Source organism: Streptomyces fodineus, assembly GCF_001735805.1.
In the GTDB taxonomy this organism is placed as follows: Bacteria; Actinomycetota; Actinomycetes; order Streptomycetales; family Streptomycetaceae; genus Streptomyces; species Streptomyces fodineus.
Window position 1 is genome coordinate 7,709,821 of the sequence record NZ_CP017248.1, and the last position, 16,979, is coordinate 7,726,799.

16 protein-coding genes are annotated in these 16,979 nt (G+C 68.6%); 12 read left to right on the forward strand and 4 right to left on the reverse strand.

The window, feature by feature from the left end; translation table 11 throughout:
* Window positions 1-6: 6 nt before the first annotated feature.
* Window positions 7-678 (reverse strand): response regulator, encoded by a 672-nt coding sequence (locus tag BFF78_RS33260; RefSeq protein ID WP_069781827.1) that lies wholly within the window; start codon window positions 676-678, stop codon window positions 7-9.
* 14 nt (window positions 679-692) lie between these two features.
* Entirely contained in the window at window positions 693-1,739 is a 1,047-nt protein-coding gene (locus BFF78_RS33265) for a RecB family exonuclease (protein ID WP_069781828.1), read from the reverse strand.
* Window positions 1,740-1,918: 179 nt separating this feature from the next.
* On the opposite strand from BFF78_RS33265, the gene BFF78_RS33270 reads away from it, so the two are divergent.
* The 3 genes from BFF78_RS33270 (at window position 1,919) to BFF78_RS33280 (ending at window position 5,707) form a co-directional block, all read left to right on the forward strand.
* Complete coding sequence (locus BFF78_RS33270) at window positions 1,919-3,943, forward strand: site-2 protease family protein (protein WP_069781829.1); 2,025 nt, start codon at window positions 1,919-1,921, stop codon at window positions 3,941-3,943.
* Between the two features lie 38 nt (window positions 3,944-3,981).
* On the forward strand, window positions 3,982-4,884 hold the full coding sequence (locus tag BFF78_RS33275; RefSeq protein ID WP_069781830.1) for a tRNA (adenine-N1)-methyltransferase: 903 nt from the start codon (window positions 3,982-3,984) through the stop codon (window positions 4,882-4,884).
* Window positions 4,885-5,128: 244 nt separating this feature from the next.
* On the forward strand, window positions 5,129-5,707 hold the full coding sequence (locus BFF78_RS33280) for a hypothetical protein (protein WP_069781831.1): 579 nt from the start codon (window positions 5,129-5,131) through the stop codon (window positions 5,705-5,707).
* A 19-nt stretch (window positions 5,708-5,726) separates the two neighbouring features.
* Here BFF78_RS33280 and BFF78_RS33285 read toward each other — a convergent pair whose 3' ends face one another.
* The gene (locus BFF78_RS33285) at window positions 5,727-6,029 is read right to left on the reverse strand and encodes a ferredoxin (RefSeq protein WP_069781832.1); all 303 of its coding nucleotides are present in this window, start codon (window positions 6,027-6,029) and stop codon (window positions 5,727-5,729) included.
* Window positions 6,030-6,541: 512 nt separating this feature from the next.
* On the opposite strand from BFF78_RS33285, the gene arc reads away from it, so the two are divergent.
* The 7 genes from arc to BFF78_RS33315 all read left to right on the forward strand — a co-directional run bounded on the left by arc (window position 6,542) and on the right by BFF78_RS33315 (window position 13,052).
* Entirely contained in the window at window positions 6,542-8,308 is a 1,767-nt protein-coding gene (gene arc / locus BFF78_RS33290; RefSeq protein ID WP_069783961.1) for a proteasome ATPase, read from the forward strand.
* Window positions 8,309-8,539: 231 nt separating this feature from the next.
* A complete protein-coding gene (gene dop, locus BFF78_RS33295) occupies window positions 8,540-10,051 on the forward strand; it encodes a depupylase/deamidase Dop (RefSeq protein ID WP_418346714.1) in 1,512 nt (503 codons plus the stop codon).
* Between the two features lie 173 nt (window positions 10,052-10,224).
* On the forward strand, window positions 10,225-10,443 hold the full coding sequence (locus BFF78_RS33300; RefSeq protein WP_069781834.1) for a ubiquitin-like protein Pup: 219 nt from the start codon (window positions 10,225-10,227) through the stop codon (window positions 10,441-10,443).
* Window positions 10,444-10,451: 8 nt separating this feature from the next.
* On the forward strand, window positions 10,452-11,042 hold the full coding sequence (locus BFF78_RS43890) for an endonuclease VII domain-containing protein (protein ID WP_079161581.1): 591 nt from the start codon (window positions 10,452-10,454) through the stop codon (window positions 11,040-11,042).
* Complete coding sequence (gene prcB / locus BFF78_RS33305; RefSeq protein WP_069781835.1) at window positions 10,994-11,839, forward strand: proteasome subunit beta; 846 nt, start codon at window positions 10,994-10,996, stop codon at window positions 11,837-11,839. The genes BFF78_RS43890 and prcB overlap by 49 nt, the downstream gene beginning before the upstream one ends.
* A 64-nt stretch (window positions 11,840-11,903) precedes the next feature.
* Window positions 11,904-12,656: a proteasome subunit alpha gene (gene prcA, locus BFF78_RS33310; RefSeq protein ID WP_069781836.1), complete on the forward strand. Its 753-nt coding sequence runs from the start codon at window positions 11,904-11,906 to the stop codon at window positions 12,654-12,656.
* A 123-nt stretch (window positions 12,657-12,779) separates the two neighbouring features.
* Window positions 12,780-13,052, forward strand: a complete 273-nt coding sequence (locus tag BFF78_RS33315; protein ID WP_159033091.1) for a VOC family protein — start codon at window positions 12,780-12,782, stop codon at window positions 13,050-13,052.
* A gap of 33 nt (window positions 13,053-13,085) precedes the next feature.
* On the opposite strand, the gene BFF78_RS33320 is transcribed toward BFF78_RS33315, so the two are convergent.
* Complete coding sequence (locus BFF78_RS33320) at window positions 13,086-14,102, reverse strand: LacI family DNA-binding transcriptional regulator (protein ID WP_069781838.1); 1,017 nt, start codon at window positions 14,100-14,102, stop codon at window positions 13,086-13,088.
* 121 nt (window positions 14,103-14,223) lie between these two features.
* Here BFF78_RS33320 and BFF78_RS33325 point away from each other — a divergent pair, with 121 nt between their 5' ends.
* Both BFF78_RS33325 and pafA read left to right on the forward strand, forming a co-directional pair.
* Entirely contained in the window at window positions 14,224-15,483 is a 1,260-nt protein-coding gene (locus BFF78_RS33325) for an MFS transporter (protein ID WP_069781839.1), read from the forward strand.
* A 9-nt stretch (window positions 15,484-15,492) separates the two neighbouring features.
* Window positions 15,493-16,854, forward strand: coding sequence for a Pup--protein ligase (gene pafA, locus BFF78_RS33330; protein ID WP_069781840.1), 1,362 nt, complete (start codon window positions 15,493-15,495; stop codon window positions 16,852-16,854).
* Window positions 16,855-16,979 lie beyond the last annotated feature (125 nt).

Below are 16,979 nucleotides of genomic sequence, written 5' to 3' on the forward strand. Positions count from 1 at the left end.
AGGCGCTCACTGCGCGCCCGGACGCACCAGACCACTCTCGTACGCGTACACCGCAGCCTGCACCCGGTCCCGCAGACCCAGCTTGGTCAGCACATGCCCCACATGCGTCTTCACCGTGGTCTCACTGACGAACAGATCAGCGGCGATCTCCGCATTGGACAGGCCGCGCGCCACCAGCTTCAGCACCTCCACCTCACGGTCGGTGAGAGTGTTCAGCGTGTCCGGCACCGGCTCCTCGCCGGACGGCAGATGCGTGGCGTACTTGTCCAGCAGCCGGCGGGTGATGCTCGGCGCCAGCATGGCCTCACCGGCCGCCACCACCCGGATCGCCTGCACCAGTTCATTGGCGGGCGCGTCCTTCAGCAGAAAGCCGCTCGCCCCCGCCCGCAGCGCCTCCACCACATACTCGTCCAGATCGAACGTGGTCAGCACCAGCACCTTCGCCGGACCGGACCGGTCGGGCCCGGTGATCTGCCGGGTCGCCTCCACCCCGTCCATCCGCGGCATACGGATGTCCATCAGTACGACGTCCGGCTGCAGGACCCGCACCTGATCGAGAGCCTGCAGACCGTCACCGGCCTCGCCCACGACCGCGATGTCCTGCTCCGCCTCCAGAATCATCCGGAAACCCGTACGCAGCAGGGGCTGGTCGTCGACCAGTAGGACACGGATGGCCACCTGACACTCCTTCGCTAGTCCGGGCCCATTCTGCCCTGCGCCGCACTCCCCGACTCGGCCGCCCTCACCGGCAGCGGATACGGCGGGGGAGTGCCACCGAACTCCGGGCAGTGCGCCTGGTGGTCGCACCAGCCGCACAGCTTGGTCGGACGGGGCCGCCACTCCCCGGTCTCCGTGGCCTGCCTGATGGCGTCCCACAGCGCGTGCAGCTTGCGCTCCACCCGCTCCAGATCGGCGAGGACCGGGTCGTACGTCAGCACATCCCCGCTGCCGAGATAGACCAGCTGGAGCCGCCGCGGCACGACTCCCTTCAACCGCCACACCACCAGGGCGTAGAACTTCATCTGGAACAGCGCACCCTCGGAGTACTCCGGCCGCGGCGCCTTCCCCGTCTTGTAGTCGACGATCCGCACCTCACCGGTCGGCGCCACATCGACCCGGTCGATGATCCCGCGCAGCCGCAGCCCCGACTCCAGCTCGGCCTCCACGAACAGCTCCCGCTCGGCCGGCTCCAGCCGCGTGGGATCCTCCAGCGTGAACCAGCGCTCGACGAGCCGCTCGGCCTCCTGAAGCCACCCCGCCAGCCGCTGCCCGTCCGGGTCGTCGGCGAACAGCTCCGTGATCTCCGGCCTGCTCTCCCGCAGCCGGTCCCACTGGCCCGGGATCAGCGCCTTGGCCCTGGGCGCGGTCCGCTCCGACGCGGGCGCGTCGAACAGCCGCTCCAGCACCGCGTGGACCAGCGTGCCCCGGGTCGCCGCCGCGCTCGGCTTCTCCGGCAGCCGGTCGATCACCCGGAACCGGTACAGCAACGGGCACTGCATGAAATCGCCGGCCCGGGACGGGGACAGCGAGGTGGGCGCGATCGCGGCGCGCTCACCGGCGGTGTCGGGCGCGGCGGCCTCCGGTCCGGGCGCCGCACCTGCCGCGCCGGACGCATCCGCAGCTATCGAGGAATCCGGCCCCGGCAGAGCCGCCCTGGGCGTCGGCTGCGGCGCCCCGGCCTCTTCCGTCTGCTCGGCGCCGCCCGGCACGGCTCCCGCGTCCTCGATGCTGCTGTCCATGTCCACAGACCTTACGGCCCACCACTGACAGTGACCCAGCCGCCGCCCGCGTTCGACCGCCCGACCACGGGGCAAACACAAGGGGTGCCGGGGCGAAACGCGCCATCACGGCCGCATACCATCGACCACAGACCCTTCCGTCCGGCAGGTACGGAAGACGCTTCGAACGAGGGGACACCGTGGACGTGAGCGGCGGGAGCGGGCAGCCGCGGTCCGGCAACGACAAGCCGGCCGAGCACCCCGCAGGTCCAACGGCCCCGACGGCCGGCCCCGGCCCGGAGCCCCATACGCCCGCTCCGGACCCCCGCCGGACCGGCAAGGACCGACACCCGGCCGACACCGAGAACCCCACGGCCACGACCCCACGACCCGCGCAGGCCGACAAGGCCACCACGCAAGACCCGCAGCCCACCGAGAGCACCGACACGGGCGACGACCCGGACACCACCAGGGCGGACACGGGCGCCGGTGACAGCTCGGAAACCGAGGCGACCACCGCCGGCGCGGACACCGGCGGCACCAGTGCGGTCCCGGGAGGCGAGGAGACCGGCGGCGGTACGGGCGACCCCGAGACGGGTGGCGCGACGGGCGGCACCAGCGGCGGCTCAGCAGCCGAGGGGGCCACCGGCAGCGCGGAGCCGATGGCCTCGAACGATGCGACGGGCGCCGACGGCGGCTTGGACACCGGCGCGACCAGCGGCGGCACGGACGACTCCGGCGCGACGGGCGGCACCGGCACCAGCGGCGGCTCGGCCGATGAGGGGCCCACCAGCGGCGCGGATGCCACCGGCGGTTCGAAGGCGCCACGCAGCGGCGACGCGGCCCCCGGCAGCAGCACCAAGACGGCCGGCACCGGCAGCGGCACCGCGACGCGGGGCACCGACGACGAGCCCACCCAGGCCCACGGCACCAACGTCCCACCCCAAGGCAAGCCCGCCCGGCCCAAGGACGCCCCAGCCGCCGGCGCACCCCACGACCCGCACCACGAGCACCGGTCCCTAGCCCACTCGGGGATCGCCAAGGGCGAACCGCCGCAGCCGCGCCCCAAGGAACCGGGCGGCGGCATCCTCATGGGCCGGCCCTTCGGCGTCCCCGTGTACGTCGCGCCGAGCTGGTTCCTCGTCGCCGCGCTGATCACCTGGGTCTTCGGCGGCCAGCTGGACCGCGTACTGCCCGAGCTGGGCGCCGCCCGCTACCTGGTCTCCCTGTTCTTCGCCATCGCCTTCTACGCCTCCGTCCTGGTCCACGAACTCGCCCACACCGTCGCCGCGATCCGCTTCAAGCTCCCCGTCCGCCGCATCCAGCTGCAGTTCTTCGGCGGCGTCTCCGAGATCGAGAAGGAGGCCGAGACCCCCGGCCGCGAGTTCGTCCTCGCCTTCGTCGGACCACTGTTCTCACTCGTCCTCGCCGGCGTCTTCTACCTAGCCATGAAGCCCGTCGAGCCCGGCACCGTCCCCGGTGTCCTGCTGGCCGGCCTGATGATCTCCAACCTCATCGTGGCGATCTTCAACCTCCTGCCCGGCCTCCCCCTCGACGGCGGCCGTATGCTCCGCGCCGTCGTCTGGAAAATCACCGGCAAACCCATGAGCGGCACCATCGCCGCCGCCTGGGTCGGCCGCGCCCTGGCCGTCGCCGTCCTGATCGGCCTGCCCCTGCTCAACCAGTCCGGCGCCCTCGGCGGCAACAGCACCGACGCACGCGGCATGGACACCGTCACCGACGCCCTGCTCGCCGCCATCCTCGCCGCGATCATCTGGACCGGCGCCGGCAACAGCCTGCGCATGGCCCGCCTGCGCGAACACCTCCCCGAACTGCGCGCCCGCACCCTCACCCGCCGCGCCGTACCCGTCCAGACCGACACCCCGCTCTCCGAGGCCCTGCGCCGGGCCAACGCAGCCGGCGCCCGCGCCCTCGTCGTCGTCGACGCCCACGGCACCCCCCTCTCCCTGGTCCGCGAGTCCGCCATCGTCGGCGTACCCGAACACCGTCGCCCCTGGGTCGCCGTCAGCGGCCTCGCCCAGGAACTGACCGACGGCATGCGCGTCTCCGCCGAACTCGCCGGAGAAGAACTCCTGGACGTCCTGCGCGCCACCCCGGCCACGGAGTACCTGGTGATCGAGGAGACCGGCGAGATCTACGGCGTGCTGTCCGCAGCGGACGTGGAGAGGGCCTTCGTCAAGGCGATGGCCCGCCCCTCCGCCTAGTGGTCGGCGGCCGCCTTGGCTGCCGGTAGGCTGGTCACATGTCCGAACCGACCGGTGCCGCCCGCCGACGCGGGCCCTTCAAGGTCGGGGACCAGGTACAGCTGACCGACCCCAAGGGCCGCCACTACACGTTCACGCTCGAAGCCGGGAAGAACTTCCACACCCACAAGGGCTCCTTCCCGCACGACGAACTGATCGGCGCTCCCGAGGGCAGCGTTGTCCGCACCACCGGCAACGTCGCCTACCTCGCGCTGCGCCCCCTGCTCCCCGACTACGTCCTGTCCATGCCCCGCGGGGCAGCCGTCGTCTACCCCAAGGACGCGGGGCAGATCCTCGCCTTCGCCGACATCTTCCCCGGCGCACGCGTCGTGGAGGCCGGCGTCGGCTCCGGCTCGCTCAGCAGCTTCCTGCTGCGCGCCATCGGCGACCAGGGCATGCTGCACTCCTACGAGCGCCGCGAGGACTTCGCCGAGATCGCCAAGCAGAACGTGGAACGCTACTTCGGCGGCCCCCACCCCGCCTGGCAGCTCACCGTCGGCGACCTCCAGGACAACCTGTCCGACACCGACGTCGACCGCGTCATCCTCGACATGCTCGCCCCCTGGGAATGCCTCGAGGCCGTCTCCAAGGCACTCGTCCCCGGCGGCATCCTGTGCTGCTACGTGGCCACCACCACCCAGCTCGCCCGGACCGTGGAATCCATCCGCGAGATCGGCTGCTTCAACGAGCCGACCGCCTGGGAAACCATGATCCGCAACTGGCACATCGAGGGCCTGGCCGTCCGACCCGACCACCGCATGATCGGCCACACCGGCTTCCTGCTCACCGCCCGCCGCCTCGCCGACGGCGTCGAGCCGCCCATGCGCCGCCGCCGCCCCGCCAAGGGCGCCTACGGCGAGGACTACGCCGGACCCAACGCCGACGGCGGCACCGGCCGCTGACCAGCCCCACACACAGCACAACGCAACGGCGCCGTGCCCGAGTTCCCACCCACCCACGGGAACTCGCGCACGGCGCCCACGCGTTGACAGGACGCCAGGACACCCCACCCCCAGGGCCCGTACACCGCCACGCACGCGGACGCCCGCCCGCGGGAACCCCGGACCCCGCCGTTCCCCCGCACTGTGACGTGTGGCACCATGCTGGCCACCCCCACCGGCACAGCCCTCACAGGAGACACTCCTAGTGCAGCAATCAGCCGTTCCGGAGCTCGCCCACACGCAGACCCGGCCCATCCACTGGGTCGCCACCGCCACGGCCGTCGCCGGCGTCGTCGCCCTCTCCTCCATCGTCCAGCCCGGATCGGCCACGGCCGCCTCCGCCACCGGCACACAGAACAAAACCGCCACCGCAGCCGTCCAGCCGCCCAGCACCACCGGCGTCGACTTCCCCCTGCAATGCGGACCCGTCAAAGCCCTCGTCGCCAAGAAAGCCAGCGCAGACCTCGACGGCGACGGCAAACCGGAAACCGTCGCCGTCGTCCACTGCGACTCCGCCATGGGCACCCCGCCCGACGGCGTCTACGTCCTCACCCGCTCCACCGACAACGCCACACCACGCATCGTCGCCACCCTCGTCGACCCCAAGGACCGGCTCACCGTCACCGACTTCTCCGTGCACGCCCGCACGGTCGCCGCCACCCTGCTCGGCTACTCCTCCGACGCCGTCCCCAACTGCTGTCCCGACCTGAAGACCCCCACCACGTGGCAGTGGAACGGCAACGCGTTCATCCGCTCCACCCCCGCCTCCGCCCACAGCGTCTGACCCCGGGCCCGGCCCGGACTCACTCCGCGTCGGGCCCGTACACCTCGACCCTGTCCGAAACCCGCCGCACATGAATGCACTCACCGGGACACTCCCGCGCCGAGTCCACCACATCCGCCAGCAACGGCAGCGGCACCGGCACCGACGCCCCCGCAGCCTGCAGCAGCTCCTCGTCCGCGCCCTTCACATAGGCCAGCCCGTCGATGTCCAGCTCGAACACCTCAGGGGCGTACTGGGCGCAGATCCCGTCACCGGTACACAGATCCTGGTCGATCCAGACCTCCAGCGCCTCCCCGCCCGGGGCCTCCTGCTGCACGGTCACCTCTCCTGCCGTCGCATGCGCCGGACGACACCGGCACCACCAGAGCCAGCCGGGTCCGCTCCAGCGGCTGTTGAACACCCCCGACCCTACCCCCGCCCACATCCCGGCCGACTTCCACCGCCACAGGGTTTCCACCCCCGCCCGCTCGGGTACCAGCGCCGACCAGGACACCCACCCCGGGACCGACCACTTCAAGCCGGGCCGACGATGACACCCGCCGACCGGACCGTCGCTCTGCGTGATAATCGCGCGAGCGCCCTCCGGGCTGCCCGCCTCCACGCCGAACAGCCCGGAACGGACAACTCCGGCCACTCCTGAAGGGTTTTGACCATGCGATGCCCGGAACAAGCTGCTTCCCCATCACGTTGAGTGGGTATCCCCTCCGTGCGAGGGAGAGCGCACCGGGTGACCGACGACACACCTTGACAGTCTTTGTGATCTAGGGGTTTCAATCGACACCCACCCAGGTAGGGTCTGGAAGCGTCCAGCTCCCCTTGGAGGAGGTGAGGACCGTGGCAGCCCACGACGACGACATGAACCGCGGCATCCGCCCGGGACGAGGGTCCGACGACCCGGCCGGGCAGATCGCCTACCTTGAGCAGGAGATCGCCGTCCTGCGACGCAAGCTCGCCGACTCTCCGCGACACACGAGGATTCTCGAAGAGCGGATCGTCGAGCTGCAGACGAACCTGGCCGGCGTGTCCGCCCAGAACGAACGGCTGGCCAACACCCTCCGCGAGGCCCGCGACCAGATCGTGGCCCTCAAGGAAGAGGTCGACCGGCTCGCCCAGCCACCGGCCGGCTTCGGAGTCTTCCTGCAAGCCAACGAAGACGGCACCGCCGACATCTTCACCGGCGGCCGCAAACTCCGGGTGAACGTCAGCCCAAGCGTCGACCTCGACGACCTCAGGCGCGGCCAGGAAGTCATGCTCAACGAAGCGCTCAACGTGGTCGAAGCCATGGAGTACGAGCGCGTCGGCGACATCGTCACCCTCAAGGAAATCCTCGAGGACGGCGAGCGCGCCCTCGTACTGGGACACACCGACGAAGAACGGGTGGTACGGCTCGCCGAACCCCTGCTCGACGTCACCATCCGCGCCGGCGACGCCCTCCTGCTCGAACCCCGCTCCGGCTACGTCTACGAGGTCGTACCCAAGAGCGAGGTCGAAGAGCTGGTCCTCGAAGAGGTCCCGGACATCGGCTACGAAGCCATCGGCGGCCTCGGCAACCAGATCGAAGCCATCCGCGACGCCGTCGAGCTGCCCTACCTCTACCCCGACCTCTTCAAGGAGCACGAGCTGCGCCCGCCCAAGGGCGTCCTGCTCTACGGCCCCCCCGGCTGCGGCAAGACACTCATCGCCAAGGCCGTCGCGAACTCACTCGCCAAGAAGGTCGCCGAGGTCACCGGCCAAGCCGCCGGCAAGAGCTTCTTCCTCAACATCAAGGGCCCCGAGCTCCTCAACAAGTACGTCGGCGAGACCGAGCGGCAAATCCGCCTCGTCTTCCAGCGGGCCCGTGAGAAGGCCAGCGAGGGCACCCCCGTCATCGTCTTCTTCGACGAGATGGAATCCCTCTTCCGCACCCGCGGCTCCGGCGTCAGCTCCGACGTGGAAAACACCATCGTCCCCCAGCTGCTCGCCGAGATCGACGGCGTGGAAGGCCTGGAGAACGTGGTCGTCATCGGCGCCTCCAACCGCGAGGACATGATCGACCCCGCCATCCTCCGCCCCGGCCGACTCGACGTGAAGATCAAGATCGAGCGTCCCGACGCCGAAGCCGCCAAGGACATCTTCGGCAAGTACCTCACCGAACGCCTCCCCCTGCACGCCGACGACCTCAGCGAGCACGGCGGCGACAAGGCCACCACCGTCCAGAGCATGATCCAGACGGCGGTCGAGCAGATGTACGCCGAATCCGAGGAAAACCGCTTCCTGGAAGTCACCTACGCCAACGGCGACAAGGAAGTCCTCTACTTCAAGGACTTCAACTCCGGCGCCATGATCGAAAACATCGTCGGACGCGCCAAGAAAATGGCGATCAAGGACTTCCTCGAAAAGAGCCAGAAGGGCCTCCGCGTCTCCCACCTCCTCCAGGCCTGCGTGGACGAGTTCAAGGAGAACGAAGACCTCCCCAACACCACCAACCCCGACGACTGGGCCCGGATCTCCGGAAAGAAGGGCGAACGGATCGTCTACATCCGTACCCTCATCACCGGAAAGCAGGGCGCGGACACCGGACGCTCCATCGACACGGTGGCAAACACCGGTCAGTACCTGTAACAGCAGGGCGGCTGCGGGTGCCCTACCGGGTACCCGCAGCCATCTGTTTTTCAGGCCACGACCGGAGCAGGCAATGACGCAAATGATCTCCCCACCAGTGCAAAGGCGTTCTAGGCTCGTTCCTACCGCCGAGTCGCGCAGTGCGGGGACGGGCACCGCACACGCACCGGAGCGCCAGCGGTACGTGAGCGGCGCCCACGACCGAGGGCGCCGCCGGGCAAGGAGGGCCGCATGACCGTACGGCGAGTAATGGGCATCGAGACGGAGTACGGGATCTCCGTCCCCGGCCACCCCAACGCCAATGCCATGCTCACCTCATCCCAGATCGTCAACGCCTACGCGGCGGCGATGCACCGGGCCCGCCGGGCCCGCTGGGACTTCGAGGAAGAGAACCCGCTACGGGACGCGCGAGGCTTCGACCTCGCCCGGGAGGCCGCCGACGCCAGCCAGCTCACCGACGAGGACATCGGCCTCGCCAACGTCATCCTCACCAACGGTGCGCGACTCTACGTCGACCACGCCCACCCCGAATACAGCGCCCCCGAAGTCACCAACCCCCGCGACGCCGTCCTCTGGGACAAAGCCGGCGAACGCATCATGGCCGAAGCCGCCGAACGAGCCGCCCAGCTCCCCGGCGCCCAGCCCATCCACCTCTACAAGAACAACACCGACAACAAGGGCGCCAGCTACGGCACACACGAGAACTACCTGATGAAGCGGGAAACCCCCTTCTCGGACATCGTGCGCCACCTCACCCCCTTCTTCGTCTCCCGCCAGGTCTTCGCCGGCGCCGGCCGCGTCGGCATCGGCCAGGACGGCCACGAACACGGCTTCCAGATCAGCCAGCGCGCCGACTACTTCGAAGTCGAGGTCGGCCTGGAGACCACCCTCAAGCGGCCCATCATCAACACCCGGGACGAACCGCACGCCGACGCGGAGAAATACCGCCGCCTCCACGTGATCATCGGCGACGCGAACCTCTCCGAGATCTCCACCTACCTCAAACTGGGCACGACCTCCCTCGTCCTGTCCATGATCGAAGACGGCTTCATCGCGGTGGACCTCGCCGTCGACCAGCCGGTACGCACCCTGCACCAGGTCTCCCACGACCCCTCGCTGAAACGCCTGGTCACGCTCCGCAGCGGACGCACCCTGACCGCCGTCCAACTCCAGATGGAGTACTACGAGCTCTCCCGCAAATACGTGGAAGAGCGCTACGGCGCGGACACCGACGACCAGACCAAGGACGTCCTCACCCGCTGGGAAGACACCCTCACGCGGCTCGAGAACGACCCCATGAGCCTGGCCGGCGAACTGGACTGGGTCGCCAAGCGAGAACTGATGGAGGGCTACCGCCGCCGCGACAGCCTCGACTGGGACGCCGCCCGCCTCCACCTCGTCGACCTCCAGTACGCCGACGTACGCGCCGAGAAAGGCCTCTACAACCGCCTCGCCGCCCGCGGCCGCATGAAACGACTCCTGGCCGAGACGGACGTCGAGCAGGCCATGAGGAAGCCACCGGAGGACACACGGGCCTACTTCCGCGGCCGCTGCCTGGAGCAGTACGCCGACGACGTCGCGGCGGCGAGCTGGGACTCGGTGATCTTCGACCTCCCCGGCCGGGACTCGCTGCAGCGCGTTCCAACCCTGGAACCACTACGCGGAACGCGAAATCACGTCAAGGAACTACTGGACCGCTGCCGCACCGCAGAAGACCTGGTCAGGGTCCTGTCAGGCGGCTGAGCGAGCCAGGGGGGTACTCGGTGCGCCCCGGGCGTGCAGGGTGGAAACCCTGATCGCCCGGGAATCATCGGGGTGGCCCCCGTACGTTGGAGAAACTGCGGGGCCGATGTCGGACCTGGCTTGTAGGGTCTGATCATCACCGATCGGCAGGCGAACTGAGCGGGGTGAGGGTTATGGCAACCAAGGACACCGGCGGCGGCCAGCAGAAGGCCACGCGCGCAACCGAAGAGGTCGAGGAGCAGGCGCAGGAGGCGCAGGCTTCGGAGGACCTCAAGGAGCGGCACGAGAAGCTGAGCGATGACGTGGACTCCGTGCTGGACGAAATCGATGACGTCTTGGAGGAGAACGCAGAGGACTTCGTGCGCTCGTTCGTTCAAAAGGGTGGACAGTAGTCACATCCATGAACGGCGGGGGATCGAAGAAGTGCTCAACGTGCCAGAAGGTACTTCCGGTCGGCGCATTCGCGGACAACAAGTCTCGGCCTGACGGCTTGCAGACCAATTGTCGCGAATGCGCTGCCGGGTACTACCGGCGACGACAGGAAGCACGGGGCAAGACGGTTCGCGAGAAGGTGGAGGGGCCCGATGGGCACAAGCTCTGCCGGTCCTGCGGCGAGATCAAGCCCCATAGTGAATGGCACCGTAACGCGACCGCTTCCGATGGGCTGTCGACGAGATGCAAGGCTTGCCGGGCCGTTCGTGGGCGCGCTGATCACCTGAAGCGAAACTACGGCCTAACCGAAGCCGAGCGTGACGCGATGATCGCCTCTCAGCGGGACCTCTGCGCGATCTGTCTGGCTGCCCCGCCCGTGCATGTGGATCACTGCCACAAGACGGGTAGGGTCCGTGGCGTACTGTGCTTCAACTGCAATTCGGCCATCGGTAAGTTGCGCGACAACCCAGGCGCCGCTCGCCGAGCCGCCGCCTATCTGGAAGGAAACTTGTGGAAGCCAACTCTCGTGGCACCGGGCGTCTACCAGCTGCCTTCCTGACGCCAGGGTCCTCCTCCTTCATGGACTTCCTGTCCGAGCACCAGCCCGAGATGCTGCCCGGCAACCGGCAGCTGCCGCCCACCCAGGGCGTGATCGAGGCGCCGCACGGCACCACCATCGTCGCCGTGACCTTCCCGGGGGGCGTCGTGCTGGCCGGTGACCGTCGGGCCACCATGGGCAACATCATCGCTCAGCGGGACATCGAGAAGGTGTTCCCGGCGGACGAGTACTCCGCTGTCGGTATCGCCGGCACCGCCGGTCTCGCCGTGGAGATGGTGAAGCTCTTCCAGCTGGAGCTGGAGCACTTCGAGAAGGTCGAGGGTGCGCAGCTGTCGTTGGAGGGCAAGGCGAACCGGTTGTCGACCATGATCCGGTCGAATCTGGGGATGGCGATGCAGGGGCTGGCCGTCGTACCGCTCTTCGCGGGGTATGACGTGGATCGGGAGAGGGGGCGCATCTTCTCCTACGACGTGACGGGTGGCCGCAGCGAGGAGCACAATTTCGCGGCGACGGGCTCGGGTTCGATCTTCGCGCGTGGTGCGATGAAGAAGTTGTTCCGTAACGACCTGACCGAGGAGCAGGCGACCACGCTGGTGGTGCAGGCCCTCTATGACGCGGCTGACGACGACTCGGCGACCGGTGGTCCCGATGTCGCCCGCCGGATCTACCCGATCATCACGGTGATCACCGAGGACGGTTTCCGCCGGCTGACGGAGGAGGAGTCCTCCGGTTTGGCCCGTGCGGTGCTTCAGAAGCGTCTGGAGGAGCCGGACGGTCCGAAGGCCGCGCTGCTCTGAGCGCGCGGGCCCCGGTTCTTATGAAGGTGATCCAGTGATCATGACAGAAAGGGACGGATAACCGGTGTCGACGCCGTTCTATGTCTCACCCCAGCAGGCCATGGCCGACCGGGCGGAGTATGCCCGGAAGGGCATCGCCCGTGGCCGCAGTCTGGTGGTCATGCAGTTCGCCGACGGCATCGTGTTCGTCGGTGAGAACCCGTCCCGTGCGCTGCACAAGTTCAGCGAGATCTATGACCGGATCGGTTTCGCGGCGGCCGGTAAGTACAACGAGTACGAGAACCTGCGCATCGGTGGTGTCCGCTATGCCGACCTGCGTGGTTACACCTATGACCGTGATGATGTGACCGCTCGTGGTCTCGCCAACGTCTACGCCCAGACCCTTGGCACGATCTTCTCGTCCGCCGCCGAGAAGCCGTACGAGGTGGAGCTGGTCGTGGCCGAGGTGGGGGAGACCCCGGAGGGTGACCAGATCTATCGGCTGCCGCATGACGGTTCGATCGTGGATGAGCACGGTTCGGTCGCGGTGGGTGGCAATGCCGAGCAGATCAGCAGTTTCCTGGATCAGCGTCACCGCGACGGCATGAGTCTGGCGGAGGCGCTCAAGCTGGCGGTGCAGGCTCTGTCGCGGGACACCAATGGCAGCGAGCGGGAGATCCCCGCGGAGCGTCTTGAGGTTGCGGTGCTGGATCGTACGCGTCCGCAGAAGCGTAAGTTCAAGCGCATTGTCGGTCGTCAGCTGTCTCGTCTGCTGGCGGCGGAGGGCGCGGTCACGGAGGCGGAGAGTGCCGAGGAGGATGACTCCGAGGACGAGTGACGCCGTCACCCCGCTCGCCTGTTGTGATCACTGAACGGCGCAGTCAGCCCCCGTCGGCCTCCGGGCCGGCGGGGGCTTCGTCGTCCTCGGTTTCGGCCGCACAGATGAAAGTGAGACACCGGCATGCACATTCATTTTGAAGCCGTGGACCCGGCGAAAATGATCAGGTTCTGGGGCAGCATCCCCGGTCATGGTGCGTACAGCATCGGCGAAGCGGAATCGCCGGCTGTGCTGCCGGTCGTCACCGTCGTTGGCGGAACGGTCGCCGAGCAGGTTCAGACACTGATCGCCAAGGGCGCCTCTCTGGTGGAACTCCATGATCCCGTGGAAGCCCTGATGACGGATCCGGAAGGCAACAGGTTCAGGGTGGTGCTCGACCCCGATCACGAAGCATGACTGGTGCGGGTGTAGAAGGCGGACCTGGGGTGGCTAGGCGGCCCGTGGCGGGGCCGTGGAGCCCCGGATCACCAGTTGTACGGGGATGTCCCCGCCTTGCGGTTCCCGGCCCTCCAGGACGGCCAGGAGGGCTTGCATGCCGCGTTCGCCGAACAGTTCGGCGTCGAGTCGGACGGTTGTCAGTTCGGGGTCGATGGCGGTGGCGAGGGCGAGGTCGTCGAGGCCGGTGACGGAGATGTCGTCGGGGATGCGCAGGCCGAGGCGGCGCAGGGCTTTGTAGGCGCCGGCGGCGAGTTTGTCGTCGTCGCAGACCACGGCGGTGGGGCGGGGTCCGGGTGTGGTGAGTGCGGTTTCGGTGGCGGTCAGTGCGCCTTCGATGGAGATGGGTGCCCGGGCCGTGCGCAGCTGTGTTCCGGGTACGGCCGCGAGGCGTGCGGCGAGCTCTCGTGCGCGGACTTCGAAGGTCCAGGAGGGGACGTCGGCGGCGAGGTGCAGTACGTGGCGGTGGCCGAGGTCCAGGAGGTGGTCGATGACCTGGCGGACGCCGTCGGTGATGTCGAGGTTGACGGTGGCGGCGCCGAGGCTGCCTTCGGGGTCGCTGTCGAGCATGACGAGCGGGAGCTGGTCTCCCCGGATGGCGGTGAGGGCGTCGGCGGCCATGGAGGAGGCGATCACTCCGTCCAGGGCGGCCTGGGCGGAGGCGAAGGGGTCGCGGGCGGGGCCGATGCCTTCGGGGGAGGGGTAGAGGACGACGCCGAAGCCGTGTGCGGCGGCGACGCGTGCGGCGCCGGTGTAGACGCCGGCGAAGAATTCGGTGGTCAGTGCGGGTACGACCAGCAGGACGGTGCGGGTGCGGCCGAGGCGCAGGTTGCGGGCGGCGAGGTTGGGGCGGTAGCCGAGTTCGCGTGCGGCGTCCCGGACGCGTTCGGCGGTGGCTTCGGAGACTCGGCCGCGCCATTTGTCGCCGAGGACGAGGGAGACGGCGGCCTGGGAGACTCCGGCGGCCTGGGCGACGTCCCGGCTGGTCGGGCGCGTGCTGCTGCGTGCCACGGTGGGCGCTGCTCCTTCGTCTGGACGTGTGAACAGCGCACATGGTACGTATGGGCGAGGACGTTATACGTAAAACGTCGGGTCGTCGCGGCGGTCCGGTCGAGCCGCTGGAGGGCAGCACATGGCCACGGGTTATCTGGAGATACTCCGGGCGAGGCATGCGCTGCGGCTGCTCACCGGCACTCTGGTGGGGCGGCTGCCGAATGCGACGGCGGCCATCGCCCTGGTGCTGTTCGTGCGCGCCGAGGGCGGTACGTACAGCCTGGCGGGTGCTCTCGCGGCCGTGTACGGCGTCGCCAACGCCGTGGGCCAGCCGGTGCTGGGCCGGCTCGTGGACCTGTACGGCCAGCCGCGCGTCCAGCTGCCCGCGGCCGTCCTGGCGGCGCTCTCCATGACCGTGTTCGCCTTCTGCGGCACCGATCCGCTCCCGCCGGCCTACGGTGCCGTCGCGGCGGCCGGTCTGTTCGCGCCGCCGCTGGAGGGTGGTCTGCGTGCCTTGTGGCCGTCGGTGCTGGGCCGTGAGGAGCAGGTGCACACCGCCTATGCGATGGACGCGATCGCGCAGGAGATCATGTTCACGGTCGGGCCGCTGTTGGTGACGCTGTGCGTGTCCCTGTGGGACGAGCGTGCGGCTGTGCTGGTGCTGAACCTGCTGGGTGTGCTGGGCGCGCTGTCGGTGGTCGTGTCGCCGCCCTCGCGCGCGTGGCGGTCGGCTCCGCGTGAGGCGCACTGGCTCGGTGCTCTGCGCTCGCCGGGTCTGCTGGCGCTGCTGGCCGCTTTCCTGTTCGTCGGGCTTGCGCTGGGTTCCATCACGGTGGCGTCGGTGTCGTACGCGGACGGTCACGGTGGTGACGCGGTGTACGGCTGGATGATGGCGGGGCTGGGTCTGGGTGCGCTGGTGGGTGGCACGGTGTACGGGGCCCGCCGGTGGGGTGGTTCGCCCGAGCGGCGACTGCGGGTGCTGGTGGCGCTTCTGGCGGTGTGTTATCTGCCGTTGATGCTGACGCCGGGGGCGGTGGCGATGGTGCTGCTGTCCGTGCTGTCCGGGGTGTTCCTGGCGCCTTGTATCGCCTGTGCGTTCATCATCGTGGACCGGCATGCGCCGAGCGGGACCGTGACCGAGGCGTTCTCCTGGCTTGTGACGACGTTCACCGTGGGTGCGTCGGTGGGGACGGGCGTGGCGGGGCCCGTGGTGCAGGCCGGTGGCACGGTGTGGGGTTTCGCGGTGCCGGGTGCGGCGGGGGCCGTGTCGTTGCTGGTGTTGCTCGCCACGGGGCGGGTCCTCGCAGCTCCCGCGCGGGGCGGGGTCGTTGCGTCTTCATCGGAAACTGATCCAAATCGTGCTGTCGAACCCCGTTTCAGCTCAGGGGATCGGGCGTAATGTTCAGTCATGGACCGCCGCATTTTCGGGCTGGAGAACGAGTACGGCGTCACGTGCACGTTCAGGGGACAGCGGCGCCTGTCTCCTGACGAGGTGGCGCGGTACCTCTTCCGCCGTGTCGTGTCATGGGGCCGCAGCAGCAATGTCTTTCTGCGAAACGGCGCCCGGCTCTATCTCGACGTGGGCTCACATCCGGAATACGCGACACCCGAATGTGACAACGTGATCGAACTGGTCACCCACGACAAGGCCGGCGAGCGCATTCTCGAAGGACTCCTGGTGGACGCGGAGCGACGCCTGCACGAGGAGGGAATCGCGGGCGACGTCTACCTGTTCAAGAACAACACCGACTCGGCGGGCAACTCCTACGGCTGCCACGAGAACTATCTGGTGGCGCGGCACGGGGAGTTCTCCCGGCTCGCGGACATCCTCATCCCGTTCCTGGTGACCCGGCAGCTGCTGTGCGGCGCGGGGAAGGTGCTGCAGACCCCGCGCGGTGCGGTGTACTGCGTGAGTCAGCGGGCGGAGCACATCTGGGAGGGTGTGTCGTCGGCGACGACCCGTTCGAGGCCCATCATCAACACCCGTGACGAGCCGCACGCGGACGCGGAGCGTTACCGCCGGCTGCATGTCATCGTGGGTGACTCGAACATGTCCGAGACCACGATGCTGCTGAAGGTGGGCGCCACGGATCTGGTGCTGCGCATGATCGAGGCGGGCACGGTGATGCGTGATCTGACGCTGGAGAACCCGATCCGGGCGATCCGTGAGGTCAGTCATGACATCACGGGCCGCCGCAAGGTGCGTCTGGCCAGTGGCCGGGAGGCGTCGGCGCTGGAGGTGCAGCGGGAGTACTTCGACAAGGCCGTGGATTTCTGCGACCGCCGGGGGATCCGCACGGGTACGGTCGCGCAGGTCCTGGAGCTGTGGGGCCGTACGCTGGACGCGATCGAGTCCGAGGAGCTGGACCGGATCGGCACCGAGATCGACTGGGTGATGAAGTACAAGCTCATCGAGCGGTACCGGGCCAAGAACAACATGACGATGTCGCATCCGCGGGTCGCTCAGATAGATCTCGCCTACCACGACATCCACCGTCGTCGTGGCCTGTACTACCTGCTGGAGAAGAAGGGTCAGGCGGCCCGGGTCTGCAACGACTTGAAGATCTTCGAGGGCAAGTCGGTCCCGCCGCAGACCACTCGGGCGCGGCTGCGCGGTGACTTCATCCGGCGGGCACAGGAACAGCGCAGGGACTTCACGGTCGACTGGGTGCATCTGAAGCTCAACGACCAGGCGCAGCGCACTGTGTTGTGCAAGGACCCGTTCCGTTCGGTGGACGACCGGGTGGAGAAGCTGATCGCCGGAATGTAGCGAAAAGCACCGGAAGGTAGCGAAAAGCAGGTGGGTCAAGCGTTTCGGGTGCGCATTGCCGGAACGCCACACGGGCGTCGTACGTTTTCGGTACGGCGCCCTTCTCACACCGTAGAGTTGCGCGC

What these genes read in the sequence shown, in the direction of transcription:
- BFF78_RS33300 (WP_069781834.1), top strand. Translation starts at nt 10,225, where the DNA reads ATGGCAACCAAGGACACCGGCGGCGGCCAGCAGAAGGCCACGCGCGCA.
- BFF78_RS43890 (WP_079161581.1), top strand. Translation starts at nt 10,452, where the DNA reads ATGAACGGCGGGGGATCGAAGAAGTGCTCAACGTGCCAGAAGGTACTT.
- BFF78_RS33265 (WP_069781828.1), bottom strand. Translation starts at nt 1,739, where the DNA reads ATGGACAGCAGCATCGAGGACGCGGGAGCCGTGCCGGGCGGCGCCGAG.
- pafA (WP_069781840.1), top strand. Translation starts at nt 15,493, where the DNA reads ATGGACCGCCGCATTTTCGGGCTGGAGAACGAGTACGGCGTCACGTGC.
- BFF78_RS33275 (WP_069781830.1), top strand. Translation starts at nt 3,982, where the DNA reads ATGTCCGAACCGACCGGTGCCGCCCGCCGACGCGGGCCCTTCAAGGTC.
- BFF78_RS33325 (WP_069781839.1), top strand. Translation starts at nt 14,224, where the DNA reads ATGGCCACGGGTTATCTGGAGATACTCCGGGCGAGGCATGCGCTGCGG.
- BFF78_RS33315 (WP_159033091.1), top strand. Translation starts at nt 12,780, where the DNA reads ATGCACATTCATTTTGAAGCCGTGGACCCGGCGAAAATGATCAGGTTC.
- dop (WP_418346714.1), top strand. Translation starts at nt 8,540, where the DNA reads ATGACCGTACGGCGAGTAATGGGCATCGAGACGGAGTACGGGATCTCC.